General features: G+C 43.8%; 22 protein-coding genes. 8 read left to right on the top strand and 14 right to left on the bottom strand.

Going from position 1 to position 21,626, the window contains the following annotated elements:
• Window positions 1–48 precede the first annotated feature (48 nt).
• From NST40_RS05485 to NST40_RS05440, 10 genes are all read right to left on the bottom strand, one after another.
• On the bottom strand, window positions 49–399 hold the full coding sequence (locus NST40_RS05485; protein ID WP_036686777.1) for a type II toxin-antitoxin system PemK/MazF family toxin: 351 nt from the start codon (window positions 397–399) through the stop codon (window positions 49–51).
• 3 nt (window positions 400–402) lie between these two features.
• Entirely contained in the window at window positions 403–684 is a 282-nt protein-coding gene (locus NST40_RS05480) for a CopG family ribbon-helix-helix protein (protein WP_025698676.1), read from the bottom strand.
• 215 nt (window positions 685–899) lie between these two features.
• On the bottom strand, window positions 900–2,081 hold the full coding sequence (gene alr, locus NST40_RS05475; RefSeq protein ID WP_036686775.1) for an alanine racemase: 1,182 nt from the start codon (window positions 2,079–2,081) through the stop codon (window positions 900–902).
• 188 nt (window positions 2,082–2,269) lie between these two features.
• Entirely contained in the window at window positions 2,270–3,355 is a 1,086-nt protein-coding gene (locus NST40_RS05470) for an outer membrane lipoprotein carrier protein LolA (RefSeq protein ID WP_076129533.1), read from the bottom strand.
• 206 nt (window positions 3,356–3,561) lie between these two features.
• Window positions 3,562–3,735, bottom strand: coding sequence for an aspartyl-phosphate phosphatase Spo0E family protein (locus tag NST40_RS05465; protein ID WP_076129534.1), 174 nt, complete (start codon window positions 3,733–3,735; stop codon window positions 3,562–3,564).
• Window positions 3,736–3,882: 147 nt separating this feature from the next.
• On the bottom strand, window positions 3,883–5,268 hold the full coding sequence (locus NST40_RS05460) for a helix-turn-helix transcriptional regulator (RefSeq protein ID WP_076277904.1): 1,386 nt from the start codon (window positions 5,266–5,268) through the stop codon (window positions 3,883–3,885).
• A 255-nt stretch (window positions 5,269–5,523) separates the two neighbouring features.
• Window positions 5,524–6,282: a DUF3600 domain-containing protein gene (locus NST40_RS05455; RefSeq protein WP_076277903.1), complete on the bottom strand. Its 759-nt coding sequence runs from the start codon at window positions 6,280–6,282 to the stop codon at window positions 5,524–5,526.
• The gene (locus NST40_RS05450) at window positions 6,269–6,856 is read right to left on the bottom strand and encodes a sigma-70 family RNA polymerase sigma factor (RefSeq protein WP_076277902.1); all 588 of its coding nucleotides are present in this window, start codon (window positions 6,854–6,856) and stop codon (window positions 6,269–6,271) included. The genes NST40_RS05455 and NST40_RS05450 overlap by 14 nt, the downstream gene beginning before the upstream one ends.
• 571 nt (window positions 6,857–7,427) lie before the next feature.
• The gene (locus NST40_RS05445) at window positions 7,428–8,390 is read right to left on the bottom strand and encodes a DUF4367 domain-containing protein (RefSeq protein WP_342410485.1); all 963 of its coding nucleotides are present in this window, start codon (window positions 8,388–8,390) and stop codon (window positions 7,428–7,430) included.
• Entirely contained in the window at window positions 8,387–8,953 is a 567-nt protein-coding gene (locus tag NST40_RS05440) for a sigma-70 family RNA polymerase sigma factor (RefSeq protein WP_076277899.1), read from the bottom strand. The genes NST40_RS05445 and NST40_RS05440 overlap by 4 nt, the downstream gene beginning before the upstream one ends.
• 218 nt (window positions 8,954–9,171) lie before the next feature.
• Here NST40_RS05440 and NST40_RS05435 point away from each other — a divergent pair, with 218 nt between their 5' ends.
• The 5 genes from NST40_RS05435 (at window position 9,172) to NST40_RS05415 (ending at window position 12,750) form a co-directional block, all read left to right on the top strand.
• Window positions 9,172–9,591 (top strand): MarR family transcriptional regulator, encoded by a 420-nt coding sequence (locus NST40_RS05435; RefSeq protein ID WP_076219269.1) that lies wholly within the window; start codon window positions 9,172–9,174, stop codon window positions 9,589–9,591.
• Window positions 9,592–9,762: 171 nt separating this feature from the next.
• The gene (locus NST40_RS05430; RefSeq protein WP_076277898.1) at window positions 9,763–10,410 is read left to right on the top strand and encodes a hypothetical protein; all 648 of its coding nucleotides are present in this window, start codon (window positions 9,763–9,765) and stop codon (window positions 10,408–10,410) included.
• Between the two features lie 12 nt (window positions 10,411–10,422).
• Window positions 10,423–10,734 carry a hypothetical protein gene (locus NST40_RS05425; RefSeq protein ID WP_076277897.1) on the top strand — a complete coding sequence of 104 codons (312 nt, stop codon included), beginning with the start codon at window positions 10,423–10,425 and terminating at the stop codon, window positions 10,732–10,734.
• A gap of 103 nt (window positions 10,735–10,837) precedes the next feature.
• Window positions 10,838–11,971, top strand: a complete 1,134-nt coding sequence (locus tag NST40_RS05420; protein WP_076219266.1) for a copper amine oxidase N-terminal domain-containing protein — start codon at window positions 10,838–10,840, stop codon at window positions 11,969–11,971.
• Window positions 11,968–12,750: a TatD family hydrolase gene (locus tag NST40_RS05415; protein WP_076277896.1), complete on the top strand. Its 783-nt coding sequence runs from the start codon at window positions 11,968–11,970 to the stop codon at window positions 12,748–12,750. Before NST40_RS05420 ends, NST40_RS05415 begins: the two co-directional genes overlap by 4 nt.
• Window positions 12,751–13,423: 673 nt before the next feature.
• Here the strand turns inward: NST40_RS05415 and NST40_RS05410 are convergent.
• From NST40_RS05410 to NST40_RS05395, 4 genes are all read right to left on the bottom strand, one after another.
• Window positions 13,424–13,990, bottom strand: a complete 567-nt coding sequence (locus NST40_RS05410) for a histidine phosphatase family protein (RefSeq protein WP_076221148.1) — start codon at window positions 13,988–13,990, stop codon at window positions 13,424–13,426.
• Window positions 13,991–14,591: 601 nt separating this feature from the next.
• Window positions 14,592–15,893 (bottom strand): MFS transporter, encoded by a 1,302-nt coding sequence (locus NST40_RS05405; protein ID WP_342410484.1) that lies wholly within the window; start codon window positions 15,891–15,893, stop codon window positions 14,592–14,594.
• A gap of 74 nt (window positions 15,894–15,967) precedes the next feature.
• The gene (locus NST40_RS05400) at window positions 15,968–17,119 is read right to left on the bottom strand and encodes a winged helix-turn-helix domain-containing protein (RefSeq protein WP_081387657.1); all 1,152 of its coding nucleotides are present in this window, start codon (window positions 17,117–17,119) and stop codon (window positions 15,968–15,970) included.
• A gap of 148 nt (window positions 17,120–17,267) precedes the next feature.
• Window positions 17,268–17,948 (bottom strand): DUF4309 domain-containing protein, encoded by a 681-nt coding sequence (locus NST40_RS05395; RefSeq protein ID WP_342410482.1) that lies wholly within the window; start codon window positions 17,946–17,948, stop codon window positions 17,268–17,270.
• Window positions 17,949–18,480: 532 nt separating this feature from the next.
• Between NST40_RS05395 and NST40_RS05390 the strand changes: the two genes are divergently transcribed.
• From NST40_RS05390 to NST40_RS05380, 3 genes are read left to right on the top strand one after another with little or no spacing between them, the layout of a single operon-like run.
• Window positions 18,481–19,008 (top strand): sigma-70 family RNA polymerase sigma factor, encoded by a 528-nt coding sequence (locus NST40_RS05390; protein WP_256719094.1) that lies wholly within the window; start codon window positions 18,481–18,483, stop codon window positions 19,006–19,008.
• On the top strand, window positions 19,005–19,343 hold the full coding sequence (locus NST40_RS05385) for a hypothetical protein (protein ID WP_076129549.1): 339 nt from the start codon (window positions 19,005–19,007) through the stop codon (window positions 19,341–19,343). Before NST40_RS05390 ends, NST40_RS05385 begins: the two co-directional genes overlap by 4 nt.
• Complete coding sequence (locus NST40_RS05380) at window positions 19,333–21,624, top strand: carboxypeptidase-like regulatory domain-containing protein (RefSeq protein WP_342410480.1); 2,292 nt, start codon at window positions 19,333–19,335, stop codon at window positions 21,622–21,624. The genes NST40_RS05385 and NST40_RS05380 overlap by 11 nt, the downstream gene beginning before the upstream one ends.
• The last annotated feature ends 2 nt before the right edge of the window (window positions 21,625–21,626 follow it).

Here is a 21,626-nt window from a genome sequence, read left to right as displayed (position 1 = left end):
ATTCGTACCCGAGCGCCAATCTCATGAGTTATCTATAACCTAGGGTGATTAAAAATCAATCAGACCAAGGCTGATTTGCAGCGATTCATCCACCTTTTTCATCGTTTCATCATCAAGGTGGGTGATCTTGTCAGTTAAGCGTTGTTTGTCAATCGTCCTAACCTGTTCCAGCAAAATAACAGAATCTCTGTCAAAGCCATGAGCAGCTGCGTCAATTTCCACATGTGTAGGTAACTTAGCCTTCTGGATTTGGGCTGTGATTGCAGCCACAATTACCGTCGGGCTAAAGCGATTGCCAATATCGTTCTGGATGACCAGAACTGGCCTTACTCCGCCTTGTTCAGAACCTACAACCGGCGAAAGATCAGCAAAAAAAACATCGCCACGTTTAACGATCAATGTCTACACCCCGCTTACTAAGCGGCCAAGAGTGCTGTCTGCATCTTCCTCCGCGAGGAAAGCCTCGCATGCCATGGTCAAGTTGATCTTAGCCATTTCCATGTAGCCGCGCTGCATGGACTCCCGGATGGAACGTTTCCTCCGTTCGCTCAAGTACAGCTTCATGGCCTGCCTAATCAATTCACTCCGGTTGGAATTCTCCAATTGAACAATTCCGTCCACTTCCTGCAAGAGATGATCGGGCAAGCTGATCATGATTCTTTTGGTGTTCTGCAAATTAGCCACCTTCTCTTCCACCCCCACAAACCTTCTGCCCTTGTGTTCCAGTGTTACAATATACAAGGAATTTTATACAAGGAATATATGCCGCCAGTATATCAAGTATGCTGCATCCCATTATAAACTAGAAATGGTGGTTCGTATAGGCTTTTAGTCACATCTCCTAATACGATACAATTCCTTCTATTTTCTCCCTTGTATAACATCACTGTCAAGAACTTTCAGTTTGTGAGCAGAGCATTTACTAATTTAGGAAGTGTGCCTTCACTTATATAAACGCGGGGCACCCGATGAGCCAACATGCAGATAACCTCGTAGTGAATTGTTCCAAGCTGGAGAGCCAACTCGTCTGCCGTGATCATCACGTCAGCTTGACGGCCGATGAGAACAACTTCTTCGCCTGCTTTAATTTGTTCCGCTTCTGCAGCGAAAGATTTGAGTGATACCATACACTGATCCATGCAGATTGTTCCGACGACAGGAACGCGGCGTCCACGTATTAGCACCTCCGCTTTGCCAGTTAGCATGCGGGAATATCCATCTGCGTACCCCACAGGTAGCGTTGCAATAATCTCCTCGCTCTCTGTGATGTACCTAGTGCCGTAACTGACGCCCCAATCGGCAGGCAGGCTTTTGACATATACAACCTGCGTCTTCAGCGTCAATACCGGACGTAGTTCTACCAGTTGACGGTTCACCTCTGTGGAGGGATAAAATCCGTACAAGCTGATGCCTACACGCACCATATTGCTGGATAAATAAGGTGAATCAATGGCCGTAGCGCTATTGCCCGTATGTATGATCGGGATCTGAATGTTCTGCTCCCGCAGCGTTTCCGCCACGCTCATGAACCGTCGATGCTGTTCCAGTGTATAGCTTTTGTCTTGTTCGTCTGCCTTGGCAAAATGGGTAAACATACCCTCCAGCTCCGCCTGCGCAACAGACTGCACTTCAGAGATAAATGCAGGTGCGTCAGCTGGTAAAAGACCCAGTCGTCCCATCCCGCTATCAATCTTGATATGCACCTTCAGCCGATGTTCCGGATCTATAGGAAGCTGTCTTATAGCCTCCAGTACCTCCGGTGTGAACAGTGTTACAGTTACATGGTTCTCCCAGGCAACGGCTATTCCTTCTGGGGAAGTGTAGCCAAGCACCAGTATAGGAATCAGTATTCCCGCCTGACGCAGCTCCAATGCTTCATCCAAAAAAGCCACACTAACATAATCTGCTCCGAGTCTTTCCAGCTCCCGTGTCACTTCCACTGCTCCATGGCCGTACGCATTTCCTTTGACGCATCCCATAAACTTTGTCTCTGCCGGCAAGTAGCGGCGAAAGGCTTCGTAATTGGCACGCAAATCATCCAGATTAATTTCGGCTACTGTCGGTCGATAGCTTGCTTGCACTTCAAGTCACCTTCTTACGTTGTAGTAAAACGTCATTGCTGCATTGCATTAATCATTGTCTTAGTACCAATGGTAATGCTACAGAAGGTGGCTGTCAATGTGTGCTGGAGCCCCGGCAAATAAAGAAAAGCGGATACTACGTTGTAGAGGAAAGAATCCCACAAAACGCAGTATCCGCCTACTTTTTATTATTTACCCGATTGTGCCTCCATAGAAGCGGCAATTTGCATCATTTCATTAGCAGGAAGATTGGCACTTGTAATTCGGTACTCTACTCCCTCAGACATCCAAGTCAATGTCTGCTGCTCATCCCCACTCAGAACTCCCCATGTAAAACCAAGGTCTTTCAGGGTTCCAGGCGCCAGTGCTACCGCACGGTCCAGTGGACGGGATTCCATAATAGTGTACTGATAAATCCCATCATATCGGATGAGAACAGCATGGTCTTTGTTCCCCTCCAATTTATGCGAGTCCTTAAACTCGACACCAGCTGGAATATAATCAGGTTCAATGATCCCAAAGTCTCCAAGCTCTGCAGCCACTGGTTGCTCAGCCGGTTCTTGGCCTTCAGGAGCTGTAATTGGATTACCATTCTCATCAACCTCAGCTACTGTGCTCTCTGCGGACTTACCCGAGGCCATGTTCTTTTCCATATCAAAAGAATCCTTGGTGAAATCCGTATCGAATTTGAAGGTGTCAAACTTCACGTTTACAACTACCTTCGCTTCAGAATCCGAGACTTGAACCTGCTTAGGTTCATAAGTCTTTTTATCAAGCCAAATCTTTTGTCGTACAAGGGCATTGCTTTGATAATTCGCGGCTACCTCGAACACATAGTTATCCCCATCTTCCACAAATTGCCGATTATTATCCGAAACTATGCCACGAACCAACGTCTGATACAGATAGACCTGACCTTGATCATCCGGCCAATCGCTTTGGAAGCGGAAGCTCTTATTCATACTTGGTGTGAGTACGAATACTCCCTCATCATTACGAAGTACGATCTGCGTAATATCCTTCTGAACATTTGCCAAGCTGATCCGGTAGTAGGAAGGATTCTTGTACCATACCTCTACCTTATACTCCTGCGGCTGTTCCCCGGTATACAGGGTCATTGTGCCAGAACCTTGGTACGTTCCCTGCTTACTTTCCAACTTGTCAGCCACATTGTTCAAATCCTTGACTACGGAAGCGGCATCCTTCTTCCCGCACCCCGTCATCACCAGGGCCACGCTCATAATGATCGCGAGTACCCATGTTATCCGGCGCATGACATCATCCCCTTAACCTGTTTTGAATGCATTGATTAGTACATGTCTATGAGGGACTTGGCCGCAATATGCAGACGGGCATGACAAGCGTGCAGCATTGATTTATTTTATGAGCTCCAACAAGCCAAAAAGCCCGCGCACAGCGCTGGCTCTATACTTCATCAGAAGTTGCAATATCATTATGTAGGGTGTTTTAACCATTCTCTTCAATTCTCGTTATCACTATGTACTGCTTTATTGTACTGATTAATTAATTCATCTAATCTCATGGACTGTCTGATCACATTTGGATGCGAAAGCCCTCCATGTTGCCTCTCCATCAAATAAAGTTTGTTTCTAGCACCCTCTATTCTCTTTTGGATAATTTCCTGATCATTCATTAACACTACCTCCCTAATGAAATATTCTAGAGGTATATGTCAAATTCTTAATTTTACATTGAAGTGCATTACTAGAATTCAAAAAAAGCGATTCCAGATTTAATCAGGGAACTCTCTTGATTGATATCTTCTATGAAACTATCACTACTAAGCACTGTCAATAACAAAACAATTTTTCTTTTCATTGATTCTAAGCAGATTCTGGTACTCTTTCTGCGTTTCTAAAGATGCAATATGCCGAAGCTGCTCAAACATTCCGACACACTTAATTATACATGATTCGTTATTAATCCTTACAGAATTCTCTAAACTATCCATTATATATTTTATACTAAGCTCATATTTTCCTCTTCTTATATAATACAATGCTATTTCAGCCATAAAAAAAGTGTATCTGTCTTCGATAATTTGTCGATTATAACATTTAAGATTTCTCTGCTGATCTCTAAAATCTGATATTTCTGGCTCAAACCGCTGAAGAATATCATCCACATTAAAATCATAGTGATTGGCTGCCTGAAGGATTTTGAACAGGCCTGGAAGAAATTCTTCTTTTCTATCTTCAATATAGGTCACATATTCCGGAAGCATTGCTGCATCACCTTTTAAAATTTTCAGCAAAAAAATATTAGCCTGCGCCCAACCCATACATTTATTCATGAGTTGCAAAGCTTCCTCCGTATCCTCACGAATCCAGCTCATGTCCATGTAAAGGTTGATATAATGCAATGCTCTATCATAATCTCCAAGCTCTCTGTAAACTACTGAACGTAACACATAAGAATATAAAATATATGAAAATAAGGGCATTGCAGGTTCCTTTTGTACCCCGTTTTTTCTGGCTCGCTCATTATTATAATTATATTGAATGGATGCTTTTTTGCCCAATTCCTTAGTCATTACCATTACCTTATCCCAATGCCTCAAAGCGCTATATGTATTCGCCAGAACCTTCAGTGCGTCAAGCTGATCAACTTCATCAAGCCGATTTACAAAGCCCTCAAACTGCACCGCTGCCCGCAAATTCACATCCTGATCGCCCCCTAGAGCAATCGTAAACAATCTGTATTGGCAAAAAGCCAGCCGCTCTGAATGCTGATACTTCTCACTCTCCGCCACACTCCGGTATAACAGCGCTGCAGCTTCATATTTTCCTTGTGCAAAGAAATCTTCTGCTGTATCAAACAACGGGTGTGTATAAGATAGGCTGTCCATCATGATTCCAATCACCCGGCTTATACATTCCAGCTTATCTAGTTCAGCACAGCGATATAGAAAAGGTCGAAGACGTCTCCAATTGGGATTGGAATGTATAAAACACTCCTCCACATACATATCGTAAAAGCAGCCTTCCTCTAATCCCATACCTTTTGTAATCCGATCTAATTGCTGCATGGCTATAGGACGATTCCCATTCATAATGTTGCTAATCGTGCCTGAATTTACTTTAGATACCTCTGCGAATTGATTAATTGTTATTCCATTCTTCTTGAGGTAGTCCGCCAGTTCTGCACGAATGGTCATCTGCTTCATGATCAAAGCCACCTTTCGCCATCATGATTCATATATAGATCAATAGTATTTAAATAATAATATGTCTAATTATTCCAGTGGTCAAATACTTTTTTTGACTCAATTGATTATACATTTATTCAATTAGTGATGTATAAAATACAAATTAGCCGAATGTAAAAAACCACCAGAACACAAGGTGTATTAGACCTTTTCTGGTGGCTTTTCTAATGTTACTTCTATCCATCGTTATTCAATACATGCATTTAAATTCAACTAAGAACTAGGTTTAATCATCATGTCCAGCTTATTTATATAAGGGCCGAGCGCTTCAATTAACTTCTCTTGGTTTTGTATCTCCTCTTTCGAAAGCCGATCCATATGAACACTTCCATCTGCATCAAATACCTTGGCATCATAGCTTTGCAACTCATTTATTAATTGTTCGATCTCCGCAAACTCTTCTTTAGTAAGCCTCTGTTCTGCTTTTTCCAGCAAGCCATCCCAGAAAGTATCACGATCAACGACAGCCGACTTTGCCTTAGGGATTTCCGTTTCATTCATTTTCTCAAAATAAGGTTTAAGCTCAACCTGTAAATCGTTATATGCCTTTTGATCCTTTGCACTTAACTGTTCCAGGTGAAAGACTCCTTCAGCATCGGTCATTTGCAGATTGTAAGCTCCCAATTCCTCTAGTAATGACATCAATCTTTTGAATTCCTCTTCGTTAAAACTTTGCTTCGCGCTCTGCAGCTTGGCTTCAAGCCTGTCATATTGTTGCTGGGTTACTCCAATCGTAGCAGCAGTTGCTTGTGAGCCATACAGGGTATCAGCCAAATAATTATATCCGGCATATGCTCCAGTAGGAATTAATAATGCAGCCGCCAAAATGCTTGCTACAAGCCATTTTTTCATTCGTCTTCCCCCTAACCTAGTCTCGGTCTGATTTAGTATTTGCTCCTTCAGTTCCGGTGGGGCACTTAGATTTCTCGCCTCTTCCTGCAGAACTGTCCGTAACTCTTCATTGAAATTCATGCAGGTCCTCCACCTTTCCCTTAAAAAGAGTATGATTTTCTGGCTTCTGACGAAGCTTATGCAGTGCAGCATGAATACGGGATTTCACCGTACCCAGAGGGATACCCAGTATCGCGGCACTTTCTTCCTGTGAATATTCATTTAAATAGTGCAGAATAATCACCTGCTTCAGCTTAAATGGAAGACGATCAACACTTGCTAGTAGACGGCGGTTAGCTAACCTGTCCACAACATCACTAGTGAAATCAGGTTCCATCTTTAGATCATTATGCTCTACTTTTTTGACCGTTCGGAGATGCGTCCATCTCTTTCTTCGATAGGCATGAATTTGCCGCATAACCAGCCCCATAAGCCAAGGCCTAAAAGGACGATTGACGTCAAATTGCTCAAGCGACCGGTGCATCTGAATATAAATCTCCTGAACAACATCATCCACATCGGAGGTTTCGCGAACGAGAAAATGAACGGTCTGATACACATCCCGAATCGTTGCTTCATATAGTTCACTGTACGCTTCACGGCTGCCGGCTAGCGTAAGCGCAATGAGCTGAGAATATTCATTTGGATGTTTCATCCCTCTCAATCCCTCCTTCGGTCTTACACTATGTATTGGTAAATAGAGAATAAATCGTTCGATTTATTTTAAAAAACAACCAGGCAGCGATTTTCCGGTTATTGGAGAATCGCTGCCTGGTGTTCTTACTCTTCAGCGGCTTATTGGAGTAAATGAAGTCGGCGGAGGCTGATCTTCAGCTTTGCTTGAGCAGATTATGCGCAGGTGGAAGCTGGTCTTCAGCTTTGTACGCCAGCTTTGGCCGGACCCTGCCGAAATCTATGAGATAACTGCATTCTATACACTTATTCAATATGCAAAAGGGGTTACTCTGATTTTAAGTGTATTCTATACAATTAAAAAGCAGAGAAACTTCCTATAGTAGTGTAAATCGTGAAAATAAGTGTACGAAATACAGCTATTTTCATTGGAAAGATATTTCGCAGAAATATAGTTGTACAAAGTACAGCTATATCCTCCCAATCGTTGTTTGCATGTGCCCTCAATAAAACGAAAAAGGGGAGATCCATATGGATCATCCCCTTACCCGTATATACTCGAATAGTAACCGCCTATCTTTCTAAAAAATCAGTCAGCGGATAGACTCAGCAACTTTGATCAAATCATTCTTGTCCAAGCTAGCTGATGTTACACCGTATAACACTTCATTGGCTTCCCAGTCCAACCCTTTTCCATTAACCAATACAGCATCAACTCCGTTAATCTTCACTTTTTCGATGGTGCCATCCGTCGACATCTCATAAGCCGTTTCGGAATCAGCGTGCCGCTGCTGCATCGAGATGATCTCATCGGTAGCTTCATTAACAAAATATAAATTAATATATTTGCTATGGATCACATCACCATTGCTATCCTTATAAAACTCTGCACGATCAAAGGTATAACCCTCTGGTAAATACGCCGGTAAGCCCACATCAAAAATCGTATATTCGTTTAGCTTGCTAGAATCCCTCTCGATCAGCAATTCCGCTTTCTCTTGATCCCTCTCAGATTGCGTAACCAGTCTGCCGTCTTCAACTCCGACGATTTTTTCCCCATCAGCATTGTAGATATCACCTGCCTTTTGAGCAGCATCGAGGGTCACAAGCGCATTTCCTTTACTATCAAAAATCTTCCCCTTAAAGTCATCCGGAATCACGTTGGAATCCGCAGAAAATTCTACTTCATGGGCTACAATATGGCCTAAGTTTATCGTTTGCAATACTTTCATTAACACCTCCTGCGCAAATGACGGCTGCACAAAAGTTACACTTAATACGCTAACCACTAGCAAAGTTGCCAGCATAACAGCAGGACGTCTGAATCTATGTTTTGTACGCAATCCTATCTCCTCCTTTTGGCCGGCATACTTTCTTCGTGCCTTATTCAGAATGGCTGTTTTGTCAGAGCCCTCGCTGAAATCTTGATGGGCCAGAACCCTGCCTAGCTCCAGCAGCTCCTTGTACTCCCCAGCACCCTTTAGATCATTTGCCGCTCCATATATACTTTCATCTAAATCTGCTGAGAACTTCTGCTGTATGTCTTTACTGTTCATAGCTGCTCCACGCTCCCTATTTCAGTCTTCAGCTTTTTCATAGTCCGGTAGAGTATCACACCGATATTGCTCTCCGAAATTCCCGTAACCTGGGCAATCTCTCTATTTCTCAGATTAGCACCAAATTTTAGAGCCACAATATTCCGCTCCTTTGAGCTCAATGTATTCAAGGCTTCGTTAAGCCTTCCACTACGCTCTCCTTGGAGGATCAAGCTTTCCGGATCTTTCCTGCTAGAAACCTGTTCCTTGACGGCATCCAGCGAAAAGAAACTTTTCCTTTTAAAACTCCGGTAATGATCATTGACCACATTTCTGGCAATGGCGAATAACCATACCTCTAAAGGAGCTTTTTCCTGAGAATAGGTCGATAGTTTCGCCAACGTTTTCTCAAAAACGAGGCTTGTCAGATCCTCAGCCGTATAGAGAGAACTAACCCGGTAAGCGATGTAGTTGAATATTCTTTTATAGTAGGTTTCAAAAATCGTTGTGAACAAAACATCTATGTCAGCATTTTCCTGTATATTCTCTTTTACAAAAGGATGAAGCAGTGCGCGCTCATGCATCAATCGAACTCTCCTTTCCCACCAAATTTTCACTTAGCTAAGTAAAATCATCAGTTAATACGATACATTTTCAATTTCATTACAAGATATAAAAAAAGAAGAGTTCCAGCGCTAATTTCAGTCTTTCTAACCAAGCTACAGTAACCCGGCAACTTGACAAGCTTATTATAGCTTCTATATATTTTAGTAATTAAAGTAAATTGGAGCGAGGCAATGTTATGAGCATAAAGGAAGAGAAACAAAATGCTATCCATAAGGTCATGGAATCTATGGCAAATGTGCAGCAGAAATCCCAGTTTTTCATTGATATGATCACTAAAAAGGAAACCCTGACTCACAATCAGATCATGCTGCTGTTTCAACTCCGGCTTACCGGAAGCTTGAACATTACTGACATCTCTGAACGCTTCGTGGTTACACCCGGAGCCGCTTCTTCCATGTGCGATAAGCTTGAGGAAGCTGGACTTATTGAACGGGTGCGGACTAAAGAAGACCGCAGAGTTGTCAATATTGTCCTTACAGAACAAGGTGATCAGCGTATCCATACAATATTTGAAGCATTTCCTACCCCTGATCTGAATAAAATCTCCGGAACTTTAGAACAAATAAATAAATTGATGGAACAAATGATGCACTAACAGCCTTCATTTTGCTCCTTATCAGCTATACTCTTTTCTATAAACACTGTCTGTCAGGAAACTGACGGCAGTGTTTTTTTAGGTTTAACTCCCAAATTATTATATTGACTATATATTATAATGAATATATATTTTAATTATTAAAATATATTTCAAAGGACGGTACTGTAAATGTCCAATAATAACAATACTTATGAACGTACTGACATGATTGATCCACCCTTGAAGGTAAGAGGTTCGCAGTTTGTTCGAGAGAATATTAATGCGGTCACGGTTGATGTGTTTGGCCACTTAAGTACCAAAGGGAGCGTCTCGACTTCTAAACTCAAAGTATCTGGTGACTGTACAATTGGGGGGAATTGTAAGGCCAATCAGGTAAACAATCTAGGGAGCCTACGCATTCAAAATATCCAAGCAGATAATCTCCGCTCTTCTGGATACATGTCCGTAGCAGAAAATGCTGCAGCTGGGACTTTTTATGCTGAAGGTGCCGTGAAGATAAAGAGACTAACTGCAGATTCATCGATTGAGATCCGTTTAGGCAATAGAAGCACTGTCGGGGTTATGAGAGCTGGCGGTAACATTATCGTTAAACCCTCTTCCAAGTTGATTAATGCGCTGATGCACCCTTTTCGAAAACTTACCTGCACAACAATTGAAGGAACTAACATAACGTTATACCGGACGACAGCTGACCTTGTGTGCGGTGAAGAAATCATCGTCGGACCAGGTTGTACCATTGGGGAAATCCGCTATAGCAAAAGTCTGACGGTGGATCTTAAGTCGCAAGTTGACCGAACTGTATTTTTAAACCCATAAAGGAGAGTTTACATGGAAAAAAGCACTCATTTGTCAGGAGCCACTGTGCTCAAAAACATCGCCAAAGGAGCCATCATCTTATTCTGTGTACCAATCCTTAGTGTCTGGGCCGCGGGGAGCGTTGTCTGTGCAATCATTGCACCTATCGGTGGTGTACTAGGTATTGTTGGCATCCAAGGAATAGGACTAAATGCCTTTCCAGATTATGATTTACCGAACATTCTCAGCCTTCCAATCGGTCTCTGCCTCTCCTTACTTTTGTTCATTTCTTTCTATTACACTCGTCGTTTATTGCGTGGATGCCTGCATTTTATTAAAAACTAGCGAACTGTAACAAGCTTGTATTCTCTTTGTTAATAGAAAGTGACCTACAACGCGCTGTTTTATTCTATACTTAAGGGGACTGGACTTTATCCTGGAGGTAATTATGAATAAAATCATCGCTATCGGAGCTATCACGCTCTTTTTGGCCGGATGCGGAGCATCGGCAACCATAGATATGGATACAACAATGGCTATTAACCAAACACAAGCTACTTCAGCACCACTGAAACTAATCGTCGACGGCGAAGCCGTTCTTCCTACCCTCTCCCCTTTTTTCCTAGATGATAAGGTCTATGTACCTGCAAAAGTATTAATGGAATACTACACCTCAGAACAAAAATGGGATAATAACTTAAAGACCTTAACCATCTCTGATGGAAGCAGTAGTTATGTTCTGAAACCGGACAATGAGTATATGCAAGCTGACGGATATCAAACCTCACTTGAAGGACCAGCTATTCTACGAAACGGTATTTTATATATTCCAGCCGATTCCTTAAACTCTCTGTCTGGTGCCACTGCGCAGCTGAATGCAGCTGAAACTGAAGTATTAATAACATCAGGGGATGTTAGTACTACCGTCAGAACACCCAGCGAACCTCTTGCTATTGCTACAGAAAATGACCAAGTGAAGCTGTATGCTGCCCTTAAAGATGGCGGTACCTATGAGGGATTTGTTGTAGAGGTGAACGGTAACAAGCATACATTTGATTGGGAAGCACCCAGACTCCTAAGTTACCCTCCTGAGATTCATTGTGCCGATGTCGATCAGGATGGGCAGGAAGAAATCGTTGTCATTCTGTGGCTCGGAACAGGTACGGGCATGTCCATGCAAGAGCTTCACGTGATTAAGCCTAACCAGTGGGAAGAAGTCACTGTCCCTTCTGCAGATAAAGCTGCCTCCGCATTGGTTACGTCAAAAATTTCTACTGAAAAAGGGGACGCCCTGATTCAAATTCAAGTTAAAGGCTCAACTCCATCCATGGTGACTTTGCGATATCCAGATCGTGCTGAGGATGGCAATCTAGGCGAAGAAGCCGGCATTGGTGCTGTTACTCACTACATAGTGGAAGAGGGCAAGCTAAAGGCGGAAACAAATGTTTATATTGGATTTCTGGAGAGTATTGGCACACTAACTTTTGCCTACAAACCGGGAAAAGATGGAATGGAACCCGACTCTATTCGCTTTGAGGTTCATGAGGAATTAGCTTCTTACGTGGAGGGTGAACAGTTATGATTGATGCCCATATACATTTAGAGCAATATGAACCTGAAGTTGCCGAACAGATACTGAGTGAACTGCCTGAAATGGGAGTTAAAGCCCTTATCGCTGTCTCTATGAACTTGGACTCTTGTATACGCACCCAAAGACTTGCAGCCATAAATCCCGGCGTGGTCCGTCCAGCTTATGGCTTTCATCCAGAGCAACCCTTGCCGCAGGATGCTGAGCTGGCTGCTCTACTGAAATGGATCGAGAGTCAATCTAGTGAGGATTATATTGCTGTGGGGGAAATCGGGCTACCTTACTATTCGCGTGCTGAAGCCTTAGAACGTGGCGAAACCTTTGATATGGAGCCCTATATTGAGCTGCTGGATCAGTTGCTTGGGTTAGCTTCCCGTCTCAATAAACCTGTGGTGCTGCATGCTGTCTATGAAGATGCGCTTATTGCTTGTGATCTCCTGGAGAAACATAACATACAGCATGCCCACTTCCACTGGTTCAAAGGTCCGGAAGAAGCCATTGCCCGCATGATGAAGAACGGCTACTATATCTCCTTCACCCCGGATATCCTGTATGAGCCGGAGATACAGGCGCTTGCCCGCCGTTATCCCCCAGAGCTAGTCATGGCTGAAACCGATGGTCCTTGGCCGTTCGAAGGACCTTTTGCAGGGAAAATCACCCATCCGTCTATGATTCGGGAAGTCGCCGCTGCTTGGGGAGCGCTCCATGGTTACACTCCCGGCGAAGCGGAAGAGTTACTGACTGCGAATACTAAGCGATTTTATAGCTTGTAGATGCTCTATAGCTTGTTGATAGGTCTATAGATTATAGATAAAACTATAGCTTGTAGATAGATATATAGCTTATAGATAGATCTATTCTAGGAGTAGAGGAAAGTCAGGGCCTTAGCTAGCCTAGCCTAACGCCAGACCAACATTATGAATAAACACAGCTTGGCTTGTGAATCCGTATTTTTCATAGTGGAAGTACTGGTCACAAGCCGACCTTACTTAATCCAGATCCCCTTACCGATTTTCGTTTAATTCGGTAATATTTTCGCGTACATATTTTTGCGTATGCATTTACGTGTACGTAGTTTACGTGTACTTATACATGCACGTATTTACGTGTACGTAGTTTACGTGCTTATTTACCTATACGTAGTTAGACGTACCCATTTACATGTATGTATTTCTCGTACGTATTCACTCGTATGTATTTACGCGTGTGAAGCCGCTATCGGACACAGCTGACCTTATATGCAGCAATTCCCCATTTTTGGGATGAGAACGGACCCCAGAGTCGCTATTGGTATAAAAAATACCCAATAAGGTGCTCTTTTTAAGGGATAACGACGCTGGAGTCCGAAACCATGCTCCAAAGGCTAATAATCTGTGAATAATGTCATCTGGGTCCGTAAGCCTCAAGTTGATGATGCTCGGGCCGCTTGTTGGCAGCCCCCAATAATCATAACCGCTCCACACCCACTAATGTTCCGCCTGCGAACTCCATTTTATAAATATCTGGCTTTGTGGTTTGAAGTAAAAAATTCAGATCATATTTGGCATCAAAATAGTTCATCATAAGCGTCATGACTGCCCCGTGAGTTCCAATAGCAACCTTTTGACCGCTGTGATTACTCAGAATTTCTGCCAGTACACTAACTGAACGCTTCTGACACGCATGAATGGATTCCCCACCAACTGGGACAAAATCCGGATCTTCAAACATTTTTGCCAGTAGTGGATACAGTTCCTGATCAGTCATAATCGTACTTCCGTCCGAGAAATGGATCTCCCGCAGGTCTTCAACACTTTGAATCTCTGCTCCTAACTCCTGCGCCAATCCAGAAATCGTATGTATAGCCCGAAGGTATGGACTTGAATAGAAGACTTGAATTCCTTCCAGACGTAATTTTTCCGTTATCTTGCGGGCATCTGCCTCCCCTTTCGCGGTTAGTCCGCGAGTCCTTTCAGTTCCTCCGGGCAGTTTGGGCGACTCACCGTGCCTCACCATATAAATAAAAGTAGCCATCCTTTCCCTCCTTTCCCTCTACAAATTCTAATGTTCTAACCTATCTCCTCTACACACTAAAAAAGCCCTTACGGACGAGAAACTGTCCTATCGGGCTAGGTAATATTGTAACTTATAACGTTTTGTGCAGCAGTTGCTTTAGATCACAAAGTAATAACTTATTGCGAAGTCACTTATTGAGGAAATACTTATTGAGAGGTCACTTATTGAGACTTACTGAGAAATCGCTTACTGAGAAGTCACATATTAAGGCGACTATGACTAAGGAGACTATTAATTGCACTATATACAACTATTAAGCGGTAAAAGAGGCCTCCTGAGCAAATAAGTGTACTCTGTGCAACTAAAAATCATCTTTCCAAGACTAAAAGGGAGAAAATCAAATAATAACTGCACAAAGTACAACTAAATCCCAGTTCGATCGCTGAAAGAGAATTTAACTGTACGTTCTGCAACTAAATGCTAGAGAGTCACGCTAGATTGTCTTTGCCACTCAAGCATTCTAGTCCCGCTGAGTACTGGCATTGGCCAGGTTCTCTCTGCCACTCAAGCTTGCTAGTCCAGCTAGGAAGTCCTGCTAGCTAGACTAGCGTGCTACCTCCTAGCCCCCTTCCATCACCTCAACCGCCCTAGATTGCTCCGCAGAGCTATCGTTCATCTCTTTCTGCGCGGGCCACAGCACGCGCCCAAATGCGATGCCCAGCACACCAATCAGAGCGATTACGATGCCAAAATCCAAAAAGATACGGCTAGGCCCAGCAATCTGCACCATCATTCCGCCGAGGAGTGGCGCGCCGATCATAACAGCGCTAAGAATGGTACTCTGAATACCGAACACACGCCCTGTCATGTGCGGGGGTGTTTCTTTTTGCAGACAATAATTGAAGGTGATCATAAACATTCCATTCCCGAGACCCAATAAAAATCCTAGCAACAATACAGTAAGGATGGAGACGCCCGGCTGAAGCAGGCCCAGCCCTCCGACCGATATACCAATAAGCATATAACCTGTACCCAGCTTCCAGCCGTAGCCTGTTCCCCTGTTCAATTTGTTCAGGACCATGATCATGAATACAGCCCCCACGCCTGTTGCCGCAACAAGCCAGCCCAGCATAGATTCCTCAGAAGGTGCAATAATTCTGAATAGACTAGTGAACTGGAAATCGATCATCTGAATGGCCAACGCACCAACTAAACCAAACAGCATGCTGTTTAGAAGCAGTCTACTGCGCAGCATAAAGCTCCAGCCTTCTTTCCACATCGTGCGGAGAGCAACACGCTCCTCTTGATCACCCTTACCTTCTGAGCTGACTTGTCCTGCCTCACTGTTTTTAACGGTAAGTAAGAGCAAATAAGAGCAGCCTCTGAGACAAGCATTGATCAATATACACCACTGAGGCGTAAGAACAGACAACGCGAAACCGCCCAGTAAAGGTCCCGCGATTTTTGAGCCTTGATTTACAAGCCCATTAAGCGAGGTAGCTTGGAGCAGTTGGTCTTCTCTAACCATACTACGGGTCATCGACTGTTGAGCAGGCACGTTTAACGTAGAAATGGCAGCACGCAACATCAATAACGGGAGCAACCACACCATACTGGGAGCAAATAATACGAATACGGTTAACAATGCCGTAAGCAGATCACACATCCGCATCAGCTTCAGCTTGTTCAGTCGGTCAGCCACTACCCCTGCGAACGAGCCCAGCAAAATCCCCGGCAAAGCTATGGAGACCGGAATCAAAGCCAGCATTAGCGGGCTGGCCTGCCAGCGGTACCCTACGAGTACCTGAATCGCCAAGGCATCGAACCAATCCCCAAAGGTCGCTGTCGCAAATGCGCTGTACACACGCATATACACCTTGTTCTTAAGCAGGCTCGTGCCTGCTTGTGGTGAAGCATTCATTAAACATTCCTCCAAATTACAATTAAGAACTTATTAGCATGACCTTAATGTAATGGAGAATTGTCAGAGAATTATCAGGGGGCAGTCACAAGGTTCGTAAGCACGGCATCCAAGGATTGTTCTAACCGATGGAACCCCCGCTCTTCCTTCTCTCGTTCAAATAAATTCACATATTTGCGATACAAAGCTGGCTTGGGTGGAAACTCGTTACAAAAATGAACTATTCGATACAATGCATATATCCGCATCGGCACGAACCCTGACATCTCAAGCACCTGAAGTGCCTCATCCAACAGTTGCTCGGCTTCACGCCAAGACTTGCGCCGTAGAAACCACAAGCCCCTTGTAACTTTATAACTACCGATCTCACGCAAATAAGGCTTCTCCAGCAAAAGCGCTTCAATGTCTGTTGCCATCCGTTCTATTACGTGATCTTCTGTTCCCATCCATAAGTGTGTAAGCATTTCTGAGGTCGCCGTTATAGGAATGAAACTCTCATACCCCGGCTCTTTAATCACTTCATATGTTAGCTTTAGCCGTTCCAGTGCTTTTTCCGGTTGCCCTGCCAGCGTGTACAAATCCAGAATATTTAGAATCTCCACTTCTCGATGCTGAGGCGGCAAAAGAATCTTTTTCTCAAGGACTAACTCGCAGAACTCTAGTTTTTTCTTAGGATCACCCAATAGAACATAACAGATTAATAAGGAATAAAACCGTTCCTCTATCCCCACCTCGGTTGTGTTCAGCAGCCAATCCAAATCTCCCTGTACAAAATGAATATAGATCGAATAAAACGGATCCATCGCATACCCCAAAACATCCTGTTGGCGTGCGAGGATTAACATCGAGCGACCTTGGCCATATAGGTGATATTTCTTGAATACTTCCCGCATCGTCTTTTGCATCTCTAAGTCATATGTAGTCGGATTGGCCATAGCAGCTGAGGGCTCCTGCATAGTCAGACTATAACCAAATCCCCGAACAGTCTTAATATCTAAGTCTTGAAGCTTGCCTAGCTTTTTACGAAGCCGATAAATATGATCATCTACCGTTCGCTCTACCGGATATTCAAGCGGCCATACTTTATCCAACAGTTGTTCTCGACTGAATGTACGCCCTCTATTTTTGTACAAAAACTGAAAAAGCGTAAATTCTTTTGGGAATAATTCTATCGTTATCCCTTCTGCGGTCACTTTATATTCACTTTCATTTAATTCCAGCTGCATGATAGAACCTCACTTTCCCCGAACCCGCTCATTAGTTTCATTATAACAGTCCGTCCAAGGCCTACTCCACCTCAAAAAAGAACATACAAAAAGAGCAACCCCCAGATTCCTCTGCATGATTGCTCTCTCCTCTTCTAACCCATGCCACTTACCCAGCCATATTGTTAAAAGAATCCTGTTCACTAAATACGGATATATGATCTACTGTACCGGTCGAGCTTGGAATAATAAATTTCAGCTGGTATTGGTCATTGGCTTGATAGGTGTAAATCTTATCCTCTCCGTTCACTTTGGTATCGTCAGGCTTACCGAGTGTTGCCTCAATTTGCTTCAGCGTCAGCTTTTGCAGTGTGGAATCACTTGAACGAACATCGAAGATTAAACTTCCTTTATTAAATCCAAACACGACATGTTTGTCAGTGTAGGTTGCATAAATACCTTTTCCCGCTGACTCTTGTTGATCAGGTTTGCCCCAATCCGCTTCGACCTCATCAATGAGTCCGGTATGAGCGGCATATTTCACACCGGGTACCTTCCCCTTTTTGGCAAGCTCGAGTAACTCTTTAAGCTGTTTGTCGCTATTTTGTGAATTTGAGCTGGTTGAATCTTTATCAGTCTCCGTAGGGGAGGAAGTCGCTGCCGGTGCAGTTTCTGCTGGGGTGCTTGATGGACTAACTTCCGGCTCAGAGGTTGCTGTTACAGCTGTTTCTGTTGGGGCCGTTGCCTGGGATTCTGAATTCCCCGCCTCATTATTCGAACTGCATCCAGCAAGCCCAATCATTCCTGTGAGCAGGATTGAGCAAGCAATTAATTTTATCTGTACTGACATGATGTCATCTCCTTAGTGGATTACCTTAAAGTCGTCTTGCAAAAAATGAAACTGAACATACAGACGAGGGGAAAATCAAATAGTTGCAGGATAGCGGCAATTCTTCTGGCTAACCCTCTTTTACCCATATCTCCCAACTTAAATTCACACACACTCTATTTTTCTACATAAAACCCTTTTTTCCGACACCTAACTCAAGTTAGTTTCTCTTTTAAAATCTCCACATAACTCCATTTAACTATAAACTCGTGAACTCATAAGCTCATAAGCTCATAAACTCATGAACCATATGGCCTTAGACGTCATTCCCAGCCTCGAAGGTTTCATTGCAGAACGTACAATAGAAAGGAGCTAATCCTGCTTGAAAAAGCAATCCATTGCATTCTGTGCAATAGATTCGTCCTTCTGAGTACACGAACTGTAATCGCGACATTTGTTGAAGAATTTTCCATCAAAACGCAACCTTAATCCTCCAAGCCGCATCTTATTAGTAAAGGGAGGGGAGCTGCATCTGAATATTATAGAGAGAATTGTGGCAAAAGATGAGTCAGCTCTCCGCCTGTTAATGGACGAATATGGAGATATGCTGCTGCGAACCGCTTCTTTACTGCTTAAAGATAGACAAAGTGCCGAAGAAGCGGTACAAGATACTTTTATTCAAGCTTATGCCAAAATGAGTCAGTTAAAGGAGCCGGACCGGCTGAAGGCATGGCTAATACGGATAGTGGTCAATCGCTGCCGCATGAGGCAACGGACTTGGAGCTGGCGTAATATTTTCCCGGCGGGAGGGTCAGAGCTGCAAACCAACGAAGATGCTGACTTCACAGCCGGAGCGGAAGAGCTTTTTATGGTGGAATGGCATAATGTCAAGCTCGCCGAGTCCATGAGAAATCTAGATTATCTATACCGGGAATGTCTGACTTTATATTACTTTCATGAAATGAATATCCGGGAAATTTCCGAGCAATTAAATACATCTGAAAATACGATCAAATCCAGACTCGCCAGAGGCCGGACGCTCTTAAAAAAGATTTTGGTGAAGGAGGGACATTTCTTATGAATACAGAACGCGATGTGGTCAAAAAGCAGCTTGATGAAGAATTAAAAAACCTCCAGTTCACTGGACACGACCGGGTCATTAAGCAGACTCACCCTCCAACCTTTGGAGCTCGTTTATTGGCGCTGTGGAATAAGGAAATTGAGATCCCTGTCAAACCTATAGGTGCGATCGGTGCCATAATTCTAATCGTTTCGCTGACCCTGCATCAGCCAGAGATTAAACAGCAGCCACAACAAAACACCCCGCAGCGTGCGAACCGAGAACTAATCGAAGCTGGAGGCAATACGTATTGGAAGGATATCTACGAGCAGGCGGTGAAAAAACATGAGAATTAAGATAAAAATCAAACATCTGGTGTTATTCGTGTTGCTCCCTGCCTCCCTGCTTATTCTTCTGTTTAACTTCTTACCTTCACAGGCGCAGGTAGATCAGAGCACAGCTATTCAATCTAACATTGCTAGGACTGATCTTCTGCATAAGCTGGCTTCCACAACCGGGAGTAAACGTATCGAGCTAATTCGTACAAACATCCTTGATAAGGATCACAGCTATGATCCCTACAGATATGACGTTAATGTCAGTCCTTCGATGAGCCAGTGGAGTAATGATGAAACCCAGCGTTCCGGTCTGTTACCGGAGGACATAGTACCTTTACTTGAGGAATATATCCTTGAGGGGCCTTCGGATAATACACGTATATTTGCGGCTAAGCAGTTAGCTTATGAATATGATGCTCTTGGCCGAAAGGAAGATGGAGATCAAGCGCTAATCACCGCAGCGAAACAGTTAAACAGCAGCTCCTCTGTAGCTAAACAGCTGGAGCTCCTTCGAGCGGAGCGGGCCCTAAATAGTGGCGATATAACAACCGCTGAAACGATTCTTGAACAAACCCCCTTTCCATCCGAGTATCAGGAAGAGCTAAACGCACAAAAAGCATGGCTTACCGGGCGTTTACTCTTTACAAAAGGCGAAGCGCAGGAAGCACTTGCCGTAGTAAAAGATGGCTTGGAGAGCTACAAAAAATTCTGGCAGGATATTCATAAACAAATGAACGCTGCCACCAGCAGTTCGAACGAAGGCTCCACAGACAATACAGGATCAGCAGCAGCACCAGAAGCTGGGACTTCAGATACTGAAAGACAGCTGGAATCGCTTCGAACCGCAATCCAGTCTGCTATAGATATGGGAAACACCTCAACTGCTGTCGTCTCCGGTACCCTTACACGAAGCGATGGCACCCCAGTTCCGCGGGCAGGTATTTTCCTTCGCGCTGAAAGCGAAGTTAACCATAGCATCACTTCTGCTGAACCCTACCGAATCGTCACAGATACTGAAGGACGTTTCGAATTTCACGGTGTGATTCCGGGCTTTTATCAGTTACAGCTTGGACTTGGCTATGATCAGATCGACGGCTGGACTTGGCCTGTACAATATGACGATTGGATTGAAGTTAAACCAGATGACAGGTTGAATGAGAGCATAGTTCTACAACCTCTGCTTGAGCTGCAGTCTCCCATTAATCAGGAAACCCTAACAGGCAAGACCATAGATTTCCGCTGGAAAGCTGTTGAAGGTGCAGCTTACTATCGTTTAAGCGGTGGCGGGGAGGGGGCCGTGTTGGGCGTACAAATTCGGGATCGTATTGTAGATAACCATATCTCCATTCCTGTAGAAGAACTTTACGATGGCGGCGGTTTTTCCTATGGCAGCAGTGGAGATGGCTGGGAATCTATTGATCCCCTCTCCCTTCTCGGATTTATGAATCCCGAAGTGCGCTTTTCTTGGAATATTGAAGCCTTAGATGCAGATGGACGCCTGATTACCCGCAGTAATGGCTACAGATTGAACGAAGACACCGTCGGCAATCTGCCGTTCTTTTATCTCAAGGAAAGAGAGCTTACTGCGGCTGACCAACTCTTACTGGATAAGAAACCGGATCAGGCACTAGAAATGTACCAAAAAAATATTGCCGATGACCCACAGGATGTTCATGCCCTGCACATGCTAGTAAAGTTGATGCTGGCAAAATCATCCCTCACAAAGGATACAACATTAGAAGATAAGGCGATTCCTTTACTCGAAAAGCTAATACAACTACAGCCTTCTACTAATTACGCCTTCACATTATCGCAGTACTATTTTGACCATGCGGACTGGAAGTCGTATAACGAATATTATTCCTACTACAACGAACTAAACCGACCCAATACTAACGGTTATGTACTTTCTATTAACGCCACAGCACTCATGCAACAAGGGAAGCTGGAAGAAGCTCGTAAACAATTCGCGATCGCCCTAAAGTATGATGATAGCCATCGTTTTATTGGCAGCTTTTTGGCGGCAGAATTATACGCTGGTGAATCACTCTCTTCGGTAATGACACTTGCTGAGCGTTATCCTGAACTCAGCTTTGGTCATAGTGGGTATCGCTGGCCACGAATGATTAAACAACTGTTAGCGGAACGAAAAAATCAACCTAAAGTCTTTGACCAAGAGTTAAAAGAGAAGCTTGAATGGTACGTGAACGGTCAGACGGATGTGCTGAAGCAATGGATTGCAAGTGCCAAACCCTCCGCTCTGAAGACCTTTATGCAGGAGGTTTTAGAGGTACGCTAATT

The organism is Paenibacillus sp. FSL R10-2778 (genome assembly GCF_038593035.1).
GTDB lineage: Bacteria > Bacillota > Bacilli > Paenibacillales > Paenibacillaceae > Paenibacillus_AQ > Paenibacillus_AQ odorifer.
The sequence above is the reverse complement of the archived record's forward strand: the minus strand, read 5'-3'. Positions and strand labels throughout refer to the sequence as shown.

What these genes read in the sequence shown, in the direction of transcription:
- NST40_RS05470 (WP_076129533.1), bottom strand. Translation starts at nt 3,355, where the DNA reads ATGCGCCGGATAACATGGGTACTCGCGATCATTATGAGCGTGGCCCTG.
- NST40_RS05465 (WP_076129534.1), bottom strand. Translation starts at nt 3,735, where the DNA reads ATGAATGATCAGGAAATTATCCAAAAGAGAATAGAGGGTGCTAGAAAC.
- NST40_RS05460 (WP_076277904.1), bottom strand. Translation starts at nt 5,268, where the DNA reads ATGAAGCAGATGACCATTCGTGCAGAACTGGCGGACTACCTCAAGAAG.
- NST40_RS05455 (WP_076277903.1), bottom strand. Translation starts at nt 6,282, where the DNA reads ATGAATTTCAATGAAGAGTTACGGACAGTTCTGCAGGAAGAGGCGAGA.
- NST40_RS05450 (WP_076277902.1), bottom strand. Translation starts at nt 6,856, where the DNA reads ATGAAACATCCAAATGAATATTCTCAGCTCATTGCGCTTACGCTAGCC.
- NST40_RS05445 (WP_342410485.1), bottom strand. Translation starts at nt 8,390, where the DNA reads ATGAACAGTAAAGACATACAGCAGAAGTTCTCAGCAGATTTAGATGAA.
- NST40_RS05440 (WP_076277899.1), bottom strand. Translation starts at nt 8,953, where the DNA reads ATGCATGAGCGCGCACTGCTTCATCCTTTTGTAAAAGAGAATATACAG.
- NST40_RS05435 (WP_076219269.1), top strand. Translation starts at nt 9,172, where the DNA reads ATGAGCATAAAGGAAGAGAAACAAAATGCTATCCATAAGGTCATGGAA.
- NST40_RS05430 (WP_076277898.1), top strand. Translation starts at nt 9,763, where the DNA reads ATGTCCAATAATAACAATACTTATGAACGTACTGACATGATTGATCCA.
- NST40_RS05425 (WP_076277897.1), top strand. Translation starts at nt 10,423, where the DNA reads ATGGAAAAAAGCACTCATTTGTCAGGAGCCACTGTGCTCAAAAACATC.
- NST40_RS05420 (WP_076219266.1), top strand. Translation starts at nt 10,838, where the DNA reads ATGAATAAAATCATCGCTATCGGAGCTATCACGCTCTTTTTGGCCGGA.
- NST40_RS05415 (WP_076277896.1), top strand. Translation starts at nt 11,968, where the DNA reads ATGATTGATGCCCATATACATTTAGAGCAATATGAACCTGAAGTTGCC.
- NST40_RS05410 (WP_076221148.1), bottom strand. Translation starts at nt 13,990, where the DNA reads ATGGCTACTTTTATTTATATGGTGAGGCACGGTGAGTCGCCCAAACTG.
- NST40_RS05405 (WP_342410484.1), bottom strand. Translation starts at nt 15,893, where the DNA reads ATGAATGCTTCACCACAAGCAGGCACGAGCCTGCTTAAGAACAAGGTG.
- NST40_RS05400 (WP_081387657.1), bottom strand. Translation starts at nt 17,119, where the DNA reads ATGCAGCTGGAATTAAATGAAAGTGAATATAAAGTGACCGCAGAAGGG.
- NST40_RS05395 (WP_342410482.1), bottom strand. Translation starts at nt 17,948, where the DNA reads ATGTCAGTACAGATAAAATTAATTGCTTGCTCAATCCTGCTCACAGGA.
- NST40_RS05385 (WP_076129549.1), top strand. Translation starts at nt 19,005, where the DNA reads ATGAATACAGAACGCGATGTGGTCAAAAAGCAGCTTGATGAAGAATTA.
- NST40_RS05380 (WP_342410480.1), top strand. Translation starts at nt 19,333, where the DNA reads ATGAGAATTAAGATAAAAATCAAACATCTGGTGTTATTCGTGTTGCTC.